The sequence below is a fragment of the Chromatium okenii genome (genome assembly GCF_002958735.1).
In the GTDB taxonomy this organism is placed as follows: domain Bacteria; phylum Pseudomonadota; class Gammaproteobacteria; order Chromatiales; family Chromatiaceae; genus Chromatium; species Chromatium okenii_A.
The window spans coordinates 1-18,095 of record NZ_PPGH01000044.1; the positions used below are offsets into that span (position 1 = coordinate 1).

The 18,095-nt window shown below is 49.3% G+C and carries 13 protein-coding genes; 2 read left to right on the forward strand and 11 right to left on the reverse strand.

The genetic code is table 11. From position 1 onward, the window contains the following. Positions 1 to 168: 168 nt before the first annotated feature. The 4 genes from CXB77_RS18800 to CXB77_RS18815 all read right to left on the reverse strand — a co-directional run bounded on the left by CXB77_RS18800 (position 169) and on the right by CXB77_RS18815 (position 5,886). Positions 169 to 2,694: a DEAD/DEAH box helicase family protein gene (locus CXB77_RS18800; RefSeq protein ID WP_146108884.1), complete on the reverse strand. Its 2,526-nt coding sequence runs from the start codon at positions 2,692 to 2,694 to the stop codon at positions 169 to 171. Positions 2,695 to 2,717: 23 nt separating this feature from the next. Further along, a complete protein-coding gene (locus CXB77_RS18805; RefSeq protein WP_105075069.1) occupies positions 2,718 to 4,160 on the reverse strand; it encodes a hypothetical protein in 1,443 nt (480 codons plus the stop codon). A gap of 421 nt (positions 4,161 to 4,581) precedes the next feature. Further along, positions 4,582 to 5,088 carry a hypothetical protein gene (locus CXB77_RS19435; protein ID WP_146108885.1) on the reverse strand — a complete coding sequence of 169 codons (507 nt, stop codon included), beginning with the start codon at positions 5,086 to 5,088 and terminating at the stop codon, positions 4,582 to 4,584. Between the two features lie 96 nt (positions 5,089 to 5,184). Further along, the gene (locus CXB77_RS18815) at positions 5,185 to 5,886 is read right to left on the reverse strand and encodes a recombinase family protein (RefSeq protein WP_105075071.1); all 702 of its coding nucleotides are present in this window, start codon (positions 5,884 to 5,886) and stop codon (positions 5,185 to 5,187) included. 310 nt (positions 5,887 to 6,196) lie between these two features. Between CXB77_RS18815 and CXB77_RS18820 the strand changes: the two genes are divergently transcribed. Next, on the forward strand, positions 6,197 to 6,634 hold the full coding sequence (locus CXB77_RS18820; RefSeq protein WP_146108887.1) for a hypothetical protein: 438 nt from the start codon (positions 6,197 to 6,199) through the stop codon (positions 6,632 to 6,634). On the opposite strand, the gene CXB77_RS18825 is transcribed toward CXB77_RS18820, so the two are convergent. The 5 genes from CXB77_RS18825 to CXB77_RS18845 form a co-directional block, all read right to left on the reverse strand. Beyond that, positions 6,631 to 7,917, reverse strand: coding sequence for a hypothetical protein (locus tag CXB77_RS18825; RefSeq protein ID WP_105075073.1), 1,287 nt, complete (start codon positions 7,915 to 7,917; stop codon positions 6,631 to 6,633). The genes CXB77_RS18820 and CXB77_RS18825 overlap by 4 nt on opposite strands. Next, a complete protein-coding gene (locus CXB77_RS18830; RefSeq protein ID WP_105075074.1) occupies positions 7,914 to 10,823 on the reverse strand; it encodes a DEAD/DEAH box helicase family protein in 2,910 nt (969 codons plus the stop codon). Before CXB77_RS18830 ends, CXB77_RS18825 begins: the two co-directional genes overlap by 4 nt. Positions 10,824 to 11,243: 420 nt before the next feature. Then, positions 11,244 to 11,708 (reverse strand): hypothetical protein, encoded by a 465-nt coding sequence (locus CXB77_RS18835; RefSeq protein WP_146108888.1) that lies wholly within the window; start codon positions 11,706 to 11,708, stop codon positions 11,244 to 11,246. 17 nt (positions 11,709 to 11,725) lie between these two features. Further along, positions 11,726 to 11,947 (reverse strand): hypothetical protein, encoded by a 222-nt coding sequence (locus CXB77_RS18840; protein WP_105073067.1) that lies wholly within the window; start codon positions 11,945 to 11,947, stop codon positions 11,726 to 11,728. Next, positions 11,944 to 12,624 (reverse strand): recombinase family protein, encoded by a 681-nt coding sequence (locus tag CXB77_RS18845; protein ID WP_105073134.1) that lies wholly within the window; start codon positions 12,622 to 12,624, stop codon positions 11,944 to 11,946. The genes CXB77_RS18840 and CXB77_RS18845 overlap by 4 nt, the downstream gene beginning before the upstream one ends. Positions 12,625 to 13,098: 474 nt before the next feature. Here CXB77_RS18845 and CXB77_RS18850 point away from each other — a divergent pair, with 474 nt between their 5' ends. After that, the gene (locus tag CXB77_RS18850) at positions 13,099 to 13,695 is read left to right on the forward strand and encodes a hypothetical protein (RefSeq protein WP_172452761.1); all 597 of its coding nucleotides are present in this window, start codon (positions 13,099 to 13,101) and stop codon (positions 13,693 to 13,695) included. Between the two features lie 262 nt (positions 13,696 to 13,957). Here CXB77_RS18850 and CXB77_RS18855 read toward each other — a convergent pair whose 3' ends face one another. Both CXB77_RS18855 and CXB77_RS18860 read right to left on the reverse strand, forming a co-directional pair. Beyond that, positions 13,958 to 16,483 (reverse strand): DEAD/DEAH box helicase family protein, encoded by a 2,526-nt coding sequence (locus CXB77_RS18855; RefSeq protein WP_146108884.1) that lies wholly within the window; start codon positions 16,481 to 16,483, stop codon positions 13,958 to 13,960. A 190-nt stretch (positions 16,484 to 16,673) separates the two neighbouring features. Continuing rightward, positions 16,674 to 17,948: a hypothetical protein gene (locus CXB77_RS18860; protein WP_105073136.1), complete on the reverse strand. Its 1,275-nt coding sequence runs from the start codon at positions 17,946 to 17,948 to the stop codon at positions 16,674 to 16,676. Positions 17,949 to 18,095 lie beyond the last annotated feature (147 nt).

The window sequence follows — 18,095 nt, forward strand, 5'->3', positions numbered from 1 at the left end:
ACGTCAAGCCCGTCATGTTGATAGCTAAAATAACCTTAGTAAATCAGCGGCTTACAGTACCTGACCGCTGCCGCGTTGCATTGCCGTTGCGATGTCCGCGCATGGACTGGGCATTGATACCCGCAGGCGCGTTGAATTGCGCCCACGTTATCGCTGGATTCTCGGCGATCAAGCGGCAGCACGGTAATGGTTACGGATGTGTCGATAAACATCGCCCCATGTTTGCGGATTGCCAGCGGCGCTCAGGAATTCTGAACGCGCCACCGCGTCATGTTCGCCAATGTCAGCGAGATACCGATTTGCGAATTCCAGAATTTCGGGACATGCGTGTTCAGGCTCGGCAAGGATCGCTGCCTTGTGTTGGCAGCTCCCGTTATTACTATATTCACGGGAGCTGTCTGATTTGCCCCATTTTGCTGGATTCTCGGCGATCTCAACATCATCGGTTTGCGCAGGCTTAAAATCGGTTTGCTGTCTGATTTGCCCCGTTTTGCTGGATTTGAAAGTTTGCCGCTCACTCCATGATGCCCCCTTAGCTGTCTGATTCTCAGCAACCAATCGGGCAGCAAGGGCGATCATGTATTTACCGCCGGGGATTTTCACCTGACTGGATTCGGTGGTCTTTTCCTCAGCCGCTAATTTATAAACGCGGTTGCCGCTGTCACCGGTAGCCACCAGCCAGTAGCCAAAATTCCCTAGGATGGAGTTCACGGTGCGGATCACCTGACTGGATTCGGTGGTCTTTTCCTCAGCCGCTAATTTATAAACGCGGGCTTTCTGCACACCAAGAGAAGGGCACAGGTAACGGCGGATTGCGGCAGCGTCATCATGTGTCGCGAGCCGGTTGAGTAAATCGACTGCGCCTGCGGCAGTGATCCCCTTAATCTCGTCCGATGTCACGAGCCGACCTTTCCGTTTGCGGGTGCTTTGCAGATTGAAGAAATCCAAACCCAATTCCTGATAGAACACGCGGCAGGCTTGGGCGACTGCTTTGCGATTGCGCCGCAACATGACATCCAACACACCGATGTCATCGGCGGTGCTTTCGACCACGCGGTCAGGTTCAGTGGCAAATCTGAATCGCTCTAATTGGCTGGTGATCCGCCCTTCGTGGTAAATGTTGACCGCTTGCGTGGTCAGTTCAGAGAGCGGAATGCCCAGTGCTTTGGTGATCGTGTGTGCGTGAACGTCTTGGCTATCGTAACGATCAGGCGTGTAATTGCTGGCAATTTGCTCAAAGGTTGCCTCACTCAACGCTGGGCGATCTTTAACATCCGCAACGAATTCGCTTTCAATTGAATCCCAAATCTTTTTTCGATAAGCGTTGAATTCAGAATCATTGACTTCTTTCCGGTCAATCTCAACATCAAATAAATCCTGACTCATGCAGCAGAATTCCTGCCCGTAGTATTGAACACGCCGCTTTCTGACTACCTCGAATACCGCAGCAACCACATCATAGCTGCTCGCTTCAATGATGCTGCCATGATCCAAATGAGCGCAGTAAAGGGCATCCGCCAATTCTTCTTTAGCAGTGCGTGGAGCAGGCTTTTTGAGTGTTCCAGTGATAGCAACCTCATATCCAGTCGCCGTGCGATCACGGGCAAGCATTTGATGGAAGTCGCTGGCGCATTTTGTGCCGTCATAAATGCCAAACCATTTAGTAAAGTGCTTCACTTCAATCGACACGCCGGATTCAACTGCGGGACTAAAAATGATCCAATCATATTGAACCACCAGCCCATTGACATCCTTAAACCATGCCCGTTGATTAGGATCACCGCTGGTTGCATAACCACCTCTTGAATTGATAACCAATCCCTTTTTGCCGGGGCATTGCGCCCGAAGATGCCGATCAACGCGCAGTGATTCTTTTGCACCCGAGCAGGCGATGAATACCCGTCCACCATCATTCACTTCGTTAGATGCAGACCACCAAATCCGCTTTTCTGAACGGTGAATTTTCATGGGTTTAGGCGGGTTATGGTCAACAACATCAATGACATAAGGCTTTGCGCCATTGTGTCGAAAAGCAGCAACGGTCAAATCATTCAGGTTGGCGTCAACTCCCGCAAAAATGCCATGCTTCACCGTCGCTTTAATTGCATCAAAGAATTGCCGGGTAATAGCGCCAGCCGTGCTTTTCAGGGTTCCATCGGGATCATATAGAACTCGGACAACATGAGCGATTTCATCAGCGAGAATAGCCTTTGCAGCATCCAATGATTTACGGATGTTTATCTTACCGATTGAATTGATGCAAGCCACAATCTTTTCGACCAAAGCACATTCATTGACCGCCATATCTTGATAATGCGTTGCCCCTTCAAACCGGCTAACGAGATTATCGACCAACGTTGTCGAATAAGTTAGGGCAACAACATTGTTTATTTGGTCAAAAATCGTCTTTAAGACCAATTGCGTTTTACCCGATCCCATTGGTGCACGAATTAGAAAACAGCGATGCCCCTGCGCCCACAAAGTGCGCATGGCGGGGATTACTTCCTGAATCGAATCAAGGGTGAGGTTGGCATTCAGTTGATTATCTTCTCGCGCCCGGCGTATTGCCGTGGTAATCGCTTCGTCAAGCGCACCTGATAACGCCAGCTTAGTATCATCGGTACATTCAGGAATAGCGCCGCACACCGCATCAATCAACTCTGGTGAAGTGATTTCAAGCGGGAGTCTGGGCACTTGTCGCAATAGCACTTTCCGCGCTACCTGAACGGGATTCTCAGCCTTTCAATCAAGACCAAACAGTCTTTAATTGCTGCCGGTAACACAAACTCCCGCTGGGCGCTGGGCGCAGGCAGTGTGTCTGGCTGCGCATTAATTTCATCCGCAAAAGCAGATGCTTTTTCCATTGCCTGTGCTAAATCGCTTTTTATGGCCGCAGAATCAGTGATCGTGCTCAAAACACTCACCGATGCCAATGATTCAAAACATGTTTTGAAATCATCCGCTGGCGCTTCTTTCTCTAAAAAATAGGTTTCATTCGTGCCGCTGTCGAATACAAAACAGCCGATTTCAGTGCGATCAATGAAAGCAGCAAATGATTTTGATTCAATACGGAAGGGCGATTGAATGCGGGTTTTCTGTTGTCCACTATCAAGCCATTGTTTGACTGTGATAATGCCGTTAGCGGTTTCGAGTTCAGTTTGCAGCGTGAGGACGTTATCAACGCGCCCGGTGAAGCTACCTGCGCCGCTGCGGGTGATCGTGGTCTTGGTGCGTTTGGCATGGGATTGAATGGCACCCGCCCACGCCGGTTCGATGATGACGCTGCCACCACCTAGGTTGCTGATTTGATAGTCGCCCTTAGCGCATTGCAGCGGCGCATTGACTGCTGGCGGACTATCGAAAATTTCCCGCTCGGTGCTGTAAACCGATAAATCTAAGACTGTGCGATTTAGGCGTTTTTTGCCGTGCTTATCGGTTGCCGTAAACATCAAATCAGCAGCGCCAGCAGCAACTGTTAACGCCAGCCGGATGGAGTCTTGATCGATGTCAGTTGCAAGGCGTAACCAGTAATGACGGCTTGGTGTGCCATTGAATGCGGGCAAGCCGTCGGGCAGCAACACGCGGGAAGATGATGACGAATAAGCAAGCCGCTCGGCGCTGCTGATACCGGGGACGAGCCGCTCTAATTGTGCAAAGAAATCATCATCGCTGGCGGTTTCAAGCTGCGCGGGCATTGAAGGCTGGCGATCACGGTCGACAAACAGCAGTCCGCCGCTGGTGAAGTTTTCTTTGAAGCGCCCAATGGTAGTTTTGCCATTGATGTGGTGCACACCAAGCTGGCGTTCGCCTACATTCAGCCGCTCCCGCAGGGTCTTATCAGGCAGGATTTGATAGGGAAGATCACCGCACTCGACGCAATGCCCGTAAATGAGCGTTTGCGCTGGCGTCAGGCTTGCGAGCAGGGTTGATAGTTCAGATAACGACGCGACACGATGGCGCAGCGCGGTATAACGCCCTGAATGCCCTGCAACTTCTTTGGTGACTTCGCCATTGGCAAGCGTGTAAGTCTTACCGGCAGGCTTGCCATCGATGCGCGTGCAGACAGTTAAGTAGCAGGTTGAAGTTTGCGCTGTATCTTTCTGATTTGATACTGCTTTCTGATTTGAGTTTGTTGCGGCGTTGCTGTAAGATTGCGTCATTGTCTGAAACCTGACAAAGACACGTTTGATCAATTTACCTTTACATCCAAGTGGCGATCACTCTATATTTCGCCCTGACATGGTTTGTTGAGATTGAAGCTAAGGCGTCAACTGCAACAGAGATTAAGGTTATTCTCAAACTGTGTCGTGTCTAAAAGGCTCGTTTGCACTTTTCTACTCTGGCAAGAATCGAAGGAAGTGTTAATGAGTTGAGGTTGATATGAAGAAAATGAGTGAACGCAAAAGAGCCGCTTAACTGCGGTTTTTTTGCGTGTCCGTGATTTAATGCCTTTCGGAATACACTGTCAAGTGAGTATGCTTCACAGAATCGCGTAGGACGCATTTTGAGCACGTTCTCAGCGCCAGCAGTGTTCATGCGACGGACAAGAAAAAACCGCTGTTACGCGGCTTGTGTACGGCATCACAGTTGTTTATCCGCTGCCCGTTTCCAGTTTTCTAAATTGTTTGACAGATTTTGCTTAAAACTAAAACTGAACCGCTTTCCAGTCGCGTTCCCGATATACGCTTGAATTTCCTCATTTGTCTTTTTTGCTGCTTTCATGGCGACGGCGACGAGTCTAACGTCTAACGACACTTCTTTAACACTGGTTAACTCACTCACTGCGCCAGCTTCGATCGCACTCAAACGCACTTCAAATGCCGCAAAACTTGCTTGCATGGCAGCGAGTTGATTCAGTACATCTTCAAACATTTTATCAATCTGCGTCATTGATGCTTCAATAGAGTCTATCCGCGTATTTACTGATATAGATTCAGTGCTTTCTAATTCGGTATTGATTGGTATAGATTGATCTATAGATCGCTCTAACAGATTGATCGCCCTCAGCATTACATTGGTCATTGATTCATGCGGTTGCGATAACGATTGAATCCGTTGCTTGGTTCCATCGGGGAACTTAAACATCATAGCGTCCAATTCCTTGCTCCTTTTTGAGATAACGTGCAGTGCGCTTTTTATTGCCTAGCGTCAATTGGTTCAATAGCGCCAGCAACTGCTTTCCCGTTAAGCCGCTAATCGTAGATTTAGCATCATCTGGCTTGGTTGAAACTTGAAAATGTTGCTGATCGTTTGCTTGTGCCATTTGCATGTTTTGCTCCGTGATTTGAATCCAGACAGTTGCAGGTGAGTGGCGATCTTTTGCAGCGACACACCACGCGAGCGCAGTTCCTTGATCACTTCGATCGCCTGTTGCTCAGTTTCGTTGACAGCTAATTCCTTTGGATTCTCAGGGTTTACGGCATAACCGTAGGGCACTGAACCCGTGCGCTCGGCGCGTTCTTTCTTTGCTTTCAGTGCGGCTTTGGTGCGGGATTTGATGATCAATCTTTCGTACTCAGCAAAGGCGTCAACCATGCGGCGCATCAAAACATCTGCCGGATTGTCAGAATCAGTGCCCTCACCTGCTGCCGATTGAATCCTTGCGCCCTTCCGTTCGATGGAACGTTCGATCATGGCGACCACGATCGGATCACGTCCAAGCCGATCCCGTTTTGCCACTATCAGCGTGTCGCCTGCTTTCAGAATGTCGATTGCAGCGAGTAATCCGGGGCGCTTATCAAGACCTGCTACGCCAGACACGCCCTCGTCGGCGAAGGTGTTGGCAATCTCAGCTACTGCTTTGCAAGCGTCTAACTGCGCGTTCAATCCGGCTTGTGATTCGGCTTGCCCTTGCGTAGAAACTCTTAAATAACTGTAGGTTGCCATTGATCTATACTCGTTTATATTGGTCTTGATAGGTCAAGTATAGATCAATCTTGACACCTGTCAATACTCGTTTATATTTATTTATATCGGTATAGATTGACGGGTATAGATCAAGGTTGATCGGTATAGATAGGCAACTAAACGTCGGCATTTGACGATCCTTGACGGCGAACGATCACCCATGCCCTGACAGTTTTTTGACACACAAAAAAACCGCCTCGAGGACGGTGACGATTTGCGCTGGCGCTGGGATTAGCGACGGAAAGGAATTGGCGGGATCAATCAGCTTTCGATCATTGGCGATGCTTCATTGAAGGTGATTCGTGATAAGCGTTTATACCGCGATACCAAAGGCAAAACGTTTGAGGATTATTGCCAAGAAAGATTTGGAATAACGCGAGTTCATGCGCATAGACGCATTGCATTCGCAGGAATCTTGGATGATTTGTTACCAATTGGTAACAAAAATCTACCAGCCAGAGAATCGCAAGCCCGTCCTTTAACTGCACTTCCAACGCCAGAATTGCAAGCTGAGGCGTGGAGTAACGCGCAATCAGCAGCAGGTAAAGATCAGCCTTCCGCTAAAGAATTGGTGCCCAGGGGCACCAAACCCATTCCAGCAACTGAACGTCAAGCCCGTCATGCTGATAGAGCAATTTCATTCGTAAGTCTGATTGAGAATTTGAAACCGCTCGGTTTCAAAAATCTACCAGCAACTGAACGTCAAGCCCGTCATGCTGATAGCTAAAATAACCTGTGGTAAATCATGGTTTTACAGTACCTGATCGCTGCCGCGTTGCTTTGCAGTTGCGATGTCCGCGCAGCGAGTGTGCATTCATCGCCAATTGGGTAAAAGTTTTCGCCCACGTTGCCGCTGGCGACTTCGCGGTGATGATTGAAAGTCACAAGTGCGCGACGTCGCGCACTTTCAAATGTGCCGCAAACTGAACCAGCAGCACGGTAATGGTTACGGATGTGTCGATAAACATCGCCCCATGTTTGCGGATTGCCAGCGGCGCTCAGGAATTCTGAACGCGCCACCGCGTCATGTTCGCCAATGTCAGCGAGATACCGATTTGCGAATTCCAGAATTTCGGGACATGCGTGTTCAGGCTCGGCAAGGATCGCTGCCTTGTGTTGGCAGCTCCCGTTATTACTATATTCACGGGAGCTGTCTGATTTGCCCCATTTTGCTGGATTCTCGGCGATCTCAACATCATCGGTTTGCGCAGGCTTAAAATCGGTTTGCTGTCTGATTTGCCCCGTTTTGCTGGATTTGAAAGTTTGCCGCTCACTCCATGATGCCCCCTTAGCTGTCTGATTCTCAGCAACCAATCGGGCAGCAAGGGCGATCATGTATTTACCGCCGGGGATTTTCACCTGACTGGATTCGGTGGTCTTTTCCTCAGCCGCTAATTTATAAACGCGGTTGCCGCTGTCACCGGTAGCCACCAGCCAGTAGCCAAAATTCCCTAGGATGGAGTTCACGGTGCGGATCACCTGACTGGATTCGGTGGTCTTTTCCTCAGCCGCTAATTTATAAACGCGGGCTTTCTGCACACCAAGAGAAGGGCACAGGTAACGGCGGATTGCGGCAGCGTCATCATGTGTCGCGAGCCGGTTGAGTAAATCGACTGCGCCTGCGGCAGTGATCCCCTTAATCTCGTCCGATGTCACGAGCCGACCTTTCCGTTTGCGGGTGCTTTGCAGATTGAAGAAATCCAAACCCAATTCCTGATAGAACACGCGGCAGGCTTGGGCGACTGCTTTGCGATTGCGCCGCAACATGACATCCAACACACCGATGTCTTCGGCGGTGCTTTCGACCACGCGGTCAGGTTCAGTGGCAAATCTGAATCGCTCTAATTGGCTGGTGATCCGCCCTTCGTGGTAAATGTTGACCGCTTGCGTGGTCAGTTCAGATAGCGGAATGCCCAGTGCTTTGGTGATCGTGTGTGCGTGAACGTCTTGGCTATCGTAACGATCAGGCGTGTAATTGCTGGCAATTTGCTCAAAGGTTGCCTCACTCAACGCTGGGCGATCTTTAACATCCGCAACGAATTCGCTTTCAATTGAATCCCAAATCTTTTTTGATAAGCGTTGAATTCAGAATCATTGACTTCTTTCCGGTCAATCTCAACATCAAATAAATCCTGACTCAGGCAGCAGAATTCCTGCCCGTAGTATTGAACACGCCGCTTTCTGACTACCTCGAATACCGCAGCAACCACATCATAGCTGCTCGCTTCAATGATGCTGCCATGATCCAAATGAGCGCAGTAAAGGGCATCCGCCAATTCTTCTTTAGCAGTGCGTGGAGCAGGCTTTTTGAGTGTTCCAGTGATAGCAACCTCATATCCAGTCGCCGTGCGATCACGGGCAAGCATTTGATGGAAGTCGCTGGCGCATTTTGTGCCGTCATAAATGCCAAACCATTTAGTAAAGTGCTTCACTTCAATCGACACGCCGGATTCAACTGCGGGACTAAAAATGATCCAATCATATTGAACCACCAGCCCATTGACATCCTTAAACCATGCCCGTTGATTAGGATCACCGCTGGTTGCATAACCACCTCTTGAATTGATAACCAATCCCTTTTTGCCGGGGCATTGCGCCCGAAGATGCCGATCAACGCGCAGTGATTCTTTTGCACCCGAGCAGGCGATGAATACCCGTCCACCATCATTCACTTCGTTAGATGCAGACCACCAAATCCGCTTTTTTGAACGGTGAATTTTCATGGGTTTAGGCGGGTTATGGTCAACAACATCAATGACATAAGGCTTTGCGCCATTGTGTCGAAAAGCAGCAACGGTCAAATCATTCAGGTTGGCGTCAACTCCCGCAAAAATGCCATGCTTCACCGTCGCTTTAATTGCATCAAAGAATTGCCGGGTAATAGCGCCAGCCGTGCTTTTCAGAGTTCCATCAGGATCATATAGAACTCGGACAACATGAGCGATTTCATCAGCGAGAATAGCCTTTGCAGCATCCAATGATTTACGGATGTTTATCTTACCGATTGAATTGATGCAAGCCACAATCTTTTCGACCAAAGCACATTCATTGACCGCCATATCTTGATAATGCGTTGCCCCTTCAAACCGGCTAACGAGATTATCGACCAACGTTGTCGAATAAGTTAGGGCAACAACATTGTTTATTTGGTCAAAAATCGCCTTTAAGACCAATTGCGTTTTACCCGATCCCATTGGTGCACGAATTAGAAAACAGCGATGCCCCTGCGCCCACAAAGTGCGCATGGCGGGGATTACTTCCTGAATCGAATCAAGGGTGAGGTTGGCATTCAGTTGATTATCTTCTCGCGCCCGGCGTATTGCCGTGGTAATCGCTTCGTCAAGCGCACCTGATAACGCCAGCCTAGTCTCATCGGTACATTCAGGAATAGCGCCGCACACCGCAGCAATCAACTCTGGTGAAGTGATTTCAAGCGGGAGTCTGGGCACTTGTCGCAATAGCACTTTCCGCGCTACCTGAACGGGATTCTCAGCCCTTTCAATCAAGACCAAACAGTCTTTAATTGCTGCCGGTAACACAAACTCCCGCTGGGCGCTGGGCGCAGGCAGTGTGTCTGGCTGCGCATTAATTTCATCCGCAAAAGCAGATGCTTTTTCCATTGCCTGTGCTAAATCGCTTTTTATGGTCGCAGAATCAGTGATCGTGCTCAAAACACTCACCGATGCCAATGATTCAAAACATGTTTTGAAATCATCCGCTGGCGCTTCTTTCTCTAAAAAATAGGTTTCATTCGTGCCGCTGTCGAATACAAAACAGCCGATTTCAGTGCGATCAATGAAAGCAGCAAATGATTTTGATTCAATACGGAAGGGCGATTGAATGCGGGTTTTCTGTTGTCCACTATCAAGCCATTGTTTGACTGTGATAATGCCGTTAGCGGTTTCGAGTTCAGTTTGCAGCGTGAGGACGTTATCAACGCGCCCGGTGAAGCTACCTGCGCCGCTGCGGGTGATCGTGGTCTTGGTGCGTTTGGCATGGGATTGAATGGCACCCGCCCACGCCGGTTCGATGATGACGCTGCCACCACCTAGGTTGCTGATTTGATAGTCGCCCTTAGCGCATTGCAGCGGCGCATTGACTGCTGGCGGACTATCGAAAATTTCCCGCTCGGTGCTGTAAACCGATAAATCTAAGACTGTGCGATTTAGGCGTTTTTTGCCGTGCTTATCGGTTGCCGTAAACATCAAATCAGCAGCGCCAGCAGCAACTGTTAACGCCAGCCGGATGGAGTCTTGATCGATGTCAGTTGCAAGGCGTAACCAGTAATGACGGCTTGGTGTGCCATTGAATGCGGGCAAGCCGTCGGGCAGCAACACGCGGGAAGATGATGACGAATAAGCAAGCCGCTCGGCGCTGCTGATACCGGGGACGAGCCGCTCTAATTGTGCAAAGAAATCATCATCGCTGGCGGTTTCAAGCTGCGCGGGCATTGAAGGCTGGCGATCACGGTCGACAAACAGCAGTCCGCCGCTGGTGAAGTTTTCTTTGAAGCGCCCAATGGTAGTTTTGCCATTGATGTGGTGCACACCAAGCTGGCGTTTGCCTACATTCAGCCGCTCCCGCAGGGTCTTATCAGGCAGGATTTGATAGGGAAGATCACCGCACTCGACGCAATGCCCGTAAATGAGCGTTTGCGCTGGCGTCAGGCTTGCGAGCAGGGTTGATAGTTCAGATAACGACGCGACACGATGGCGCAGCGCGGTATAACGCCCTGAATGCCCTGCAACTTCTTTGGTGACTTCGCCATTGGCAAGCGTGTAAGTCTTACCGGCAGGCTTGCCATCGATGCGCGTGCAGACAGTTAAGTAGCAGGTTGAAGTTTGCGCTGTATCTTTCTGATTTGATACTGCTTTCTGATTTGAGTTTGTTGCGGCGTTGCTGTAAGATTGCGTCATTGTCTGAAACCTGACAAAGACACGTTTGATCAATTTACCTTTACATCCAAGTGGCGATCACTCTATATTTCGCCCTGACATGGTTTGTTGAGATTGAAGCTAAGGCGTCAACTGCAACAGAGATTAAGGTTATTCTCAAACTGTGTCGTGTCTAAAAGGCTCGTTTGCACTTTTCTACTCCGCAAGAATCGAAGGAAGTGTTAATGAGTTGAGGTTGATATGAAGAAAATGAGTGAACGCAAAAGAGCCGCTTAACTGCGGTTTTTTTGCGTGTCCGTGATTTAATGCCTTTCGGAATACACTGTCAAGTGAGTATGCTTCACAGAATCGCGTAGGACGCATTTTGAGCACGTTCTCAGCGCCAGCAGTGTTCATGCGACGGACAATAAAAAACCGCTGTTACGCGGCTTGTGTACGGCATCACAGTTGTTTATCCGCTGCCCGTTTCCAGTTTTCTAAATTGTTTGACAGATTTTGCTTAAAACTAAAACTGAACCGCTTTCCAGTCGCGTTCCCGATATACGCTTGAATTTCCTCATTTGTCTTTTTTGCTGCTTTCATGGCGACGGCGACGAGTCTAACGTCTAACGACACTTCTTTAACACTGGTTAACTCACTCACTGCGCCAGCTTCGATCGCACTCAACCGCGCTTCAAATTCCGCAAAACTTGCTTGCATGGCAGCGAGTTGATTCAGTACATCTTCAAACATTTTATCAATCCGCGTTACAACATCATCCAATTGTGCTGATACCGCTGGCGCTGGCGCTACGGATTCAAGCGCATCCAATGCCATTAGAATCACGTCCGCTTGTGACGGTGCATTGTGAATCGACATGAGCCGTTGCATACGATCCCGCGCTTCAATTGGCAGTCTAAATGACATCATTTTGCGCTCATCTTTCATTGGTTCAATCCCTTGTCTTGATACTGTCTTGACGGTGTAAGACAGTTGATCTTGTTGTGCAATACCTTATCTTTACGCTGTATTGCAACACTTGCCGCGTGGTGCAAAAGATCATCCAAAGAAAGGCGGTTTTTCAATTCAACACAATCCGTCGCATTCATTGCGCAATCAATCTGCGCCAGCGCCATGTTCACTCGCTGCAAATCAAGTGTATTCATGCTGCCACCAACATTCTGCTAATTTGTGTCGGATGAAATACGCGCCCTTTGCGAGATTGAAACCCGCGTTTTTCCAATTCCGTTGCAATCTTCCTGAGCGACAAACCAGCCTTTCTTAATTCGATCACCGCATTGATGATGATGCGCTCGGCTTGATTGACTGTTAGCACTTTAACGCCTTCGTCATTAGCCGCTGCATCGTTACCAAAGGGCACTTGTCCGCCGGTTTTTTCACCTTTCGATTTTTTGTGTTGCAGTGCCGTCTTGGTGCGTTCAGACACTTGATCGCGTTCAAATTCTGCCATTACAGCCATCATGCGAAACACCATCTTCCCCGCTGCGGACGTGGTATCGATGCGCTCGCTGATTGAAACCATATCAATCTCACGCTTGGCTAGTGATTCTGAGATTTCGATCAAGTGTTTTGTTGACCGGGCGAACCGGCTAATTGAGTAAGCAATCACCGCGTCCCCTTTCTTTGCAGCAGCGAGTGCGGCAGCTAATCCGGGGCGATCCTGTTTTGTGCCACTGATCCCAGCATCCTCAAAAATCTCGCCCAGCTCATACCCATTCAATTCTGCCCACGCAGCGATCTTGGCTTTCTGCGCGTCTAGCGATACGCCGTCGATTGCCTGCCCACTTGTCGAAACCCTGATATATCCGATTGCCGTTGCCATTGTCTTGATCCTGTCTTGTTTGTTGTAAGACACAATAAACCCTAGTCTTGTTTATGTCAATACGCTGTATCACAGATTGATGTTTGCAAGTGTCAAGACAGGATCAAGACAACGGGAAAGGGGCGATGTCGCCCTGTCAAAAGTGCGGGATTTGTTACGGATAGGACGAAGTGTGACGATTTGCACGGCGAACGATCACCCATGCCCTGACAGTTTTTTGACACACAAAAAAACCGCCTCGAGGACGGTGACGATTTGCGCTGGCGCTGGGATTAGCGACGGAAAGGAATTGGCGGGATCAATCAGCTTTCGATCATTGGCGATGCGTCGCTCAAGGTGATTCGTGACAAGCGTTTATACCGCGATACCAAAGGCAAAACGTTTGAGGATTTTTGCCAAGAAAGATTTGGAATAACGCGAGTTCATGCTGATCGCAGAATTTCATTCGCCGGTTTAATTGAGAATTTGAAACCCATGGGTCCCAAAAATCTACCAGCCAGAGAACGTCAAGCCCGTCCTTTAACTGCACTTCCAACGCCAGAATTGCAAGCTGAGGCGTGGAGTAACGCGCAATCAGCAGCAGGTAAAGATCAGCCTTCCGCTAAAGATTTGAGACCGCGCGGTCTCAAAAATCTACCAGCAACTGAACGTCAAGCCCGTCATGCTGATCGCAGAATTTCATTCGTAAGTCTGATTGAGAATTTGAAACCGCTCGGTTTCAAAAATCTACCAGCAACTGAACGTCAAGCCCGTCATGCTGATCGCAGAATTTCATTCGCCGGTTTAATTGAGAATTTGAAACCCATGGGTCCCAAAAATCTACCAGCAACTGAACGTCAAGCCCGTCATGCTGATCGCAGAATTTCATTCGCCGGTTTAATTGAGAATTTGAAACCCATGGGTCCCAAAAATCTACCAGCCAGAGAACGTCAAGCCCGTCCTTTAACTGCACTTCCAACGCCAGAATTGCAAGCTGAGGCGTGGAGTAACGCGCAATCAGCAGCAGGTAAAGATCAGCCTTCCGCTAAAGAATTTGGTGCCAATTGGCACCAAAAATCTACCAGCAACTGAACGTCAAGCCCGTCATGTTGATAGAGCAATTTCATTCGTAAGTCTGATTGAAGATTTGAGACCCATGGGTCTCAAAAATCTACCAGCAACTGAACGTCAAGCCCGTCATGTTGATAGCTAAAATAACCTGTAGTAAATCAGCGGCTTACAGTACCTGACCGCTGCCGCGTTGCATTGCCGTTGCGATGTCCGCGCATGGACTGGGCATTGATACCCGCAGGCGCGTTGAATTGCGCCCACGTTATCGCTGGATTCTCGGCGATCAAGCGGCAGCACGGTAATGGTTACGGATGTGTCGATAAACATCGCCCCATGTTTGCGGATTGCCAGCGGCGCTCAGGAATTCTGAACGCGCCACCGCGTCATGTTCGCCAATGTCAGCGAGATACCGATTTGCGAATTCCAGAATTTCGGGACATGCGTGTTCAGGCTCGGCAAGGATCGCTGCCTTGTGTTGGCAGCTCCCGTTATTACTATATTCACGGGAGCTGTCTGATTTGCCCCATTTTGCTGGATTCTCGGCGATCTCAACATCATCGGTTTGCGCAGGCTTAAAATCGGTTTGCTGTCTGATTTGCCCCGTTTTGCTGGATTTGAAAGTTTGCCGCTCACTCCATGATGCCCCCTTAGCTGTCTGATTCTCAGCAACCAATCGGGCAGCAAGGGCGATCATGTATTTACCGCCGGGGATTTTCACCTGACTGGATTCGGTGGTCTTTTCCTCAGCCGCTAATTTATAAACGCGGTTGCCGCTGTCACCGGTAGCCACCAGCCAGTAGCCAAAATTCCCTAGGATGGAGTTCACGGTGCGGATCACCTGACTGGATTCGGTGGTCTTTTCCTCAGCCGCTAATTTATAAACGCGGGCTTTCTGCACACCAAGAGAAGGGCACAGGTAACGGCGGATTGCGGCAGCGTCATCATGTGTCGCGAGCCGGTTGAGTAAATCGACTGCGCCTGCGGCAGTGATCCCCTTAATCTCGTCCGATGTCACGAGCCGACCTTTCCGTTTGCGGGTGCTTTGCAGATTGAAGAAATCCAAACCCAATTCCTGATAGAACACGCGGCAGGCTTGGGCGACTGCTTTGCGATTGCGCCGCAACATGACATCCAACACACCGATGTCATCGGCGGTGCTTTCGACCACGCGGTCAGGTTCAGTGGCAAATCTGAATCGCTCTAATTGGCTGGTGATCCGCCCTTCGTGGTAAATGTTGACCGCTTGCGTGGTCAGTTCAGAGAGCGGAATGCCCAGTGCTTTGGTGATCGTGTGTGCGTGAACGTCTTGGCTATCGTAACGATCAGGCGTGTAATTGCTGGCAATTTGCTCAAAGGTTGCCTCACTCAACGCTGGGCGATCTTTAACATCCGCAACGAATTCGCTTTCAATTGAATCCCAAATCTTTTTTCGATAAGCGTTGAATTCAGAATCATTGACTTCTTTCCGGTCAATCTCAACATCAAATAAATCCTGACTCATGCAGCAGAATTCCTGCCCGTAGTATTGAACACGCCGCTTTCTGACTACCTCGAATACCGCAGCAACCACATCATAGCTGCTCGCTTCAATGATGCTGCCATGATCCAAATGAGCGCAGTAAAGGGCATCCGCCAATTCTTCTTTAGCAGTGCGTGGAGCAGGCTTTTTGAGTGTTCCAGTGATAGCAACCTCATATCCAGTCGCCGTGCGATCACGGGCAAGCATTTGATGGAAGTCGCTGGCGCATTTTGTGCCGTCATAAATGCCAAACCATTTAGTAAAGTGCTTCACTTCAATCGACACGCCGGATTCAACTGCGGGACTAAAAATGATCCAATCATATTGAACCACCAGCCCATTGACATCCTTAAACCATGCCCGTTGATTAGGATCACCGCTGGTTGCATAACCACCTCTTGAATTGATAACCAATCCCTTTTTGCCGGGGCATTGCGCCCGAAGATGCCGATCAACGCGCAGTGATTCTTTTGCACCCGAGCAGGCGATGAATACCCGTCCACCATCATTCACTTCGTTAGATGCAGACCACCAAATCCGCTTTTCTGAACGGTGAATTTTCATGGGTTTAGGCGGGTTATGGTCAACAACATCAATGACATAAGGCTTTGCGCCATTGTGTCGAAAAGCAGCAACGGTCAAATCATTCAGGTTGGCGTCAACTCCCGCAAAAATGCCATGCTTCACCGTCGCTTTAATTGCATCAAAGAATTGCCGGGTAATAGCGCCAGCCGTGCTTTTCAGGGTTCCATCGGGATCATATAGAACTCGGACAACATGAGCGATTTCATCAGCGAGAATAGCCTTTGCAGCATCCAATGATTTACGGATGTTTATCTTACCGATTGAATTGATGCAAGCCACAATCTTTTCGACCAAAGCACATTCATTGACCGCCATATCTTGATAATGCGTTGCCCCTTCAAACCGGCTAACGAGATTATCGACCAACGTTGTCGAATAAGTTAGGGCAACAACATTGTTTATTTGGTCAAAAATCGTCTTTAAGACCAATTGCGTTTTACCCGATCCCATTGGTGCACGAATTAGAAAACAGCGATGCCCCTGCGCCCACAAAGTGCGCATGGCGGGGATTACTTCCTGAATCGAATCAAGGGTGAGGTTGGCATTCAGTTGATTATCTTCTCGCGCCCGGCGTATTGCCGTGGTAATCGCTTCGTCAAGCGCACCTGATAACGCCAGCTTAGTATCATCGGTACATTCAGGAATAGCGCCGCACACCGCATCAATCAACTCTGGTGAAGTGATTTCAAGCGGGAGTCTGGGCACTTGTCGCAATAGCACTTTCCGCGCTACCTGAACGGGATTCTCAGCCTTTCAATCAAGACCAAACAGTCTTTAATTGCTGCCGGTAACACAAACTCCCGCTGGGCGCTGGGCGCAGGCAGTGTGTCTGGCTGCGCATTAATTTCATCCGCAAAAGCAGATGCTTTTTCCATTGCCTGTGCTAAATCGCTTTTTATGGCGCAGAATCAGTGATCGTGCTCAAAACACTCACCGATGCCAATGATTCAAAACATGTTTTGAAATCATCCGCTGGCGCTTCTTTCTCTAAAAAATAGGTTTCATTCGTGCCGCTGTCGAATACAAAACAGCCGATTTCAGTGCGATCAATGAAAGCAGCAAATGATTTTGATTCAATACGGAAGGGCGATTGAATGCGGGTTTTCTGTTGTCCACTATCAAGCCATTGTTTGACTGTGATAATGCCGTTAGCGGTTTCGAGTTCAGTTTGCAGCGTGAGGACGTTATCAACGCGCCCGGTGAAGCTACCTGCGCCGCTGCGGGTGATCGTGGTCTTGGTGCGTTTGGCATGGGATTGAATGGCACCCGCCCACGCCGGTTCGATGATGACGCTGCCACCACCTAGGTTGCTGATTTGATAGTCGCCCTTAGCGCATTGCAGCGGCGCATTGACTGCTGGCGGACTATCGAAAATTTCCCGCTCGGTGCTGTAAACCGATAAATCTAAGACTGTGCGATTTAGGCGTTTTTTGCCGTGCTTATCGGTTGCCGTAAACATCAAATCAGCAGCGCCAGCAGCAACTGTTAACGCCAGCCGGATGGAGTCTTGATCGATGTCAGTTGCAAGGCGTAACCAGTAATGACGGCTTGGTGTGCCATTGAATGCGGGCAAGCCGTCGGGCAGCAACACGCGGGAAGATGATGACGAATAAGCAAGCCGCTCGGCGCTGCTGATACCGGGGACGAGCCGCTCTAATTGTGCAAAGAAATCATCATCGCTGGCGGTTTCAAGCTGCGCGGGCATTGAAGGCTGGCGATCACGGTCGACAAACAGCAGTCCGCCGCTGGTGAAGTTTTCTTTGAAGCGCCCAATGGTAGTTTTGCCATTGATGTGGTGCACACCAAGCTGGCGTTTGCCTACATTCAGCCGCTCCCGCAGGGTCTTATCAGGCAGGATTTGATAGGGAAGATCACCGCACTCGACGCAATGCCCGTAAATGAGCGTTTGCGCTGGCGTCAGGCTTGCGAGCAGGGTTGATAGTTCAGATAACGACGCGACACGATGGCGCAGCGCGGTATAACGCCCTGAATGCCCTGCAACTTCTTTGGTGACTTCGCCATTGGCAAGCGTGTAAGTCTTACCGGCAGGCTTGCCATCGATGCGCGTGCAGACAGTTAAGTAGCAGGTTGAAGTTTGCGCTGTATCTTTCTGATTTGATACTGCTTTCTGATTTGAGTTTGTTGCGGCGTTGCTGTAAGATTGCGTCATTGTCTGAAACCTGACAAAGACACGTTTGATCAATTTACCTTTACATCCAAGTGGGATCACTCTATATTTCGCCCTGACATGGTTTGTTGAGATTGAAGCTAAGGCGGTCAACTGCAACAGAGATTAAGGTTATTCTCAAACTGTGTC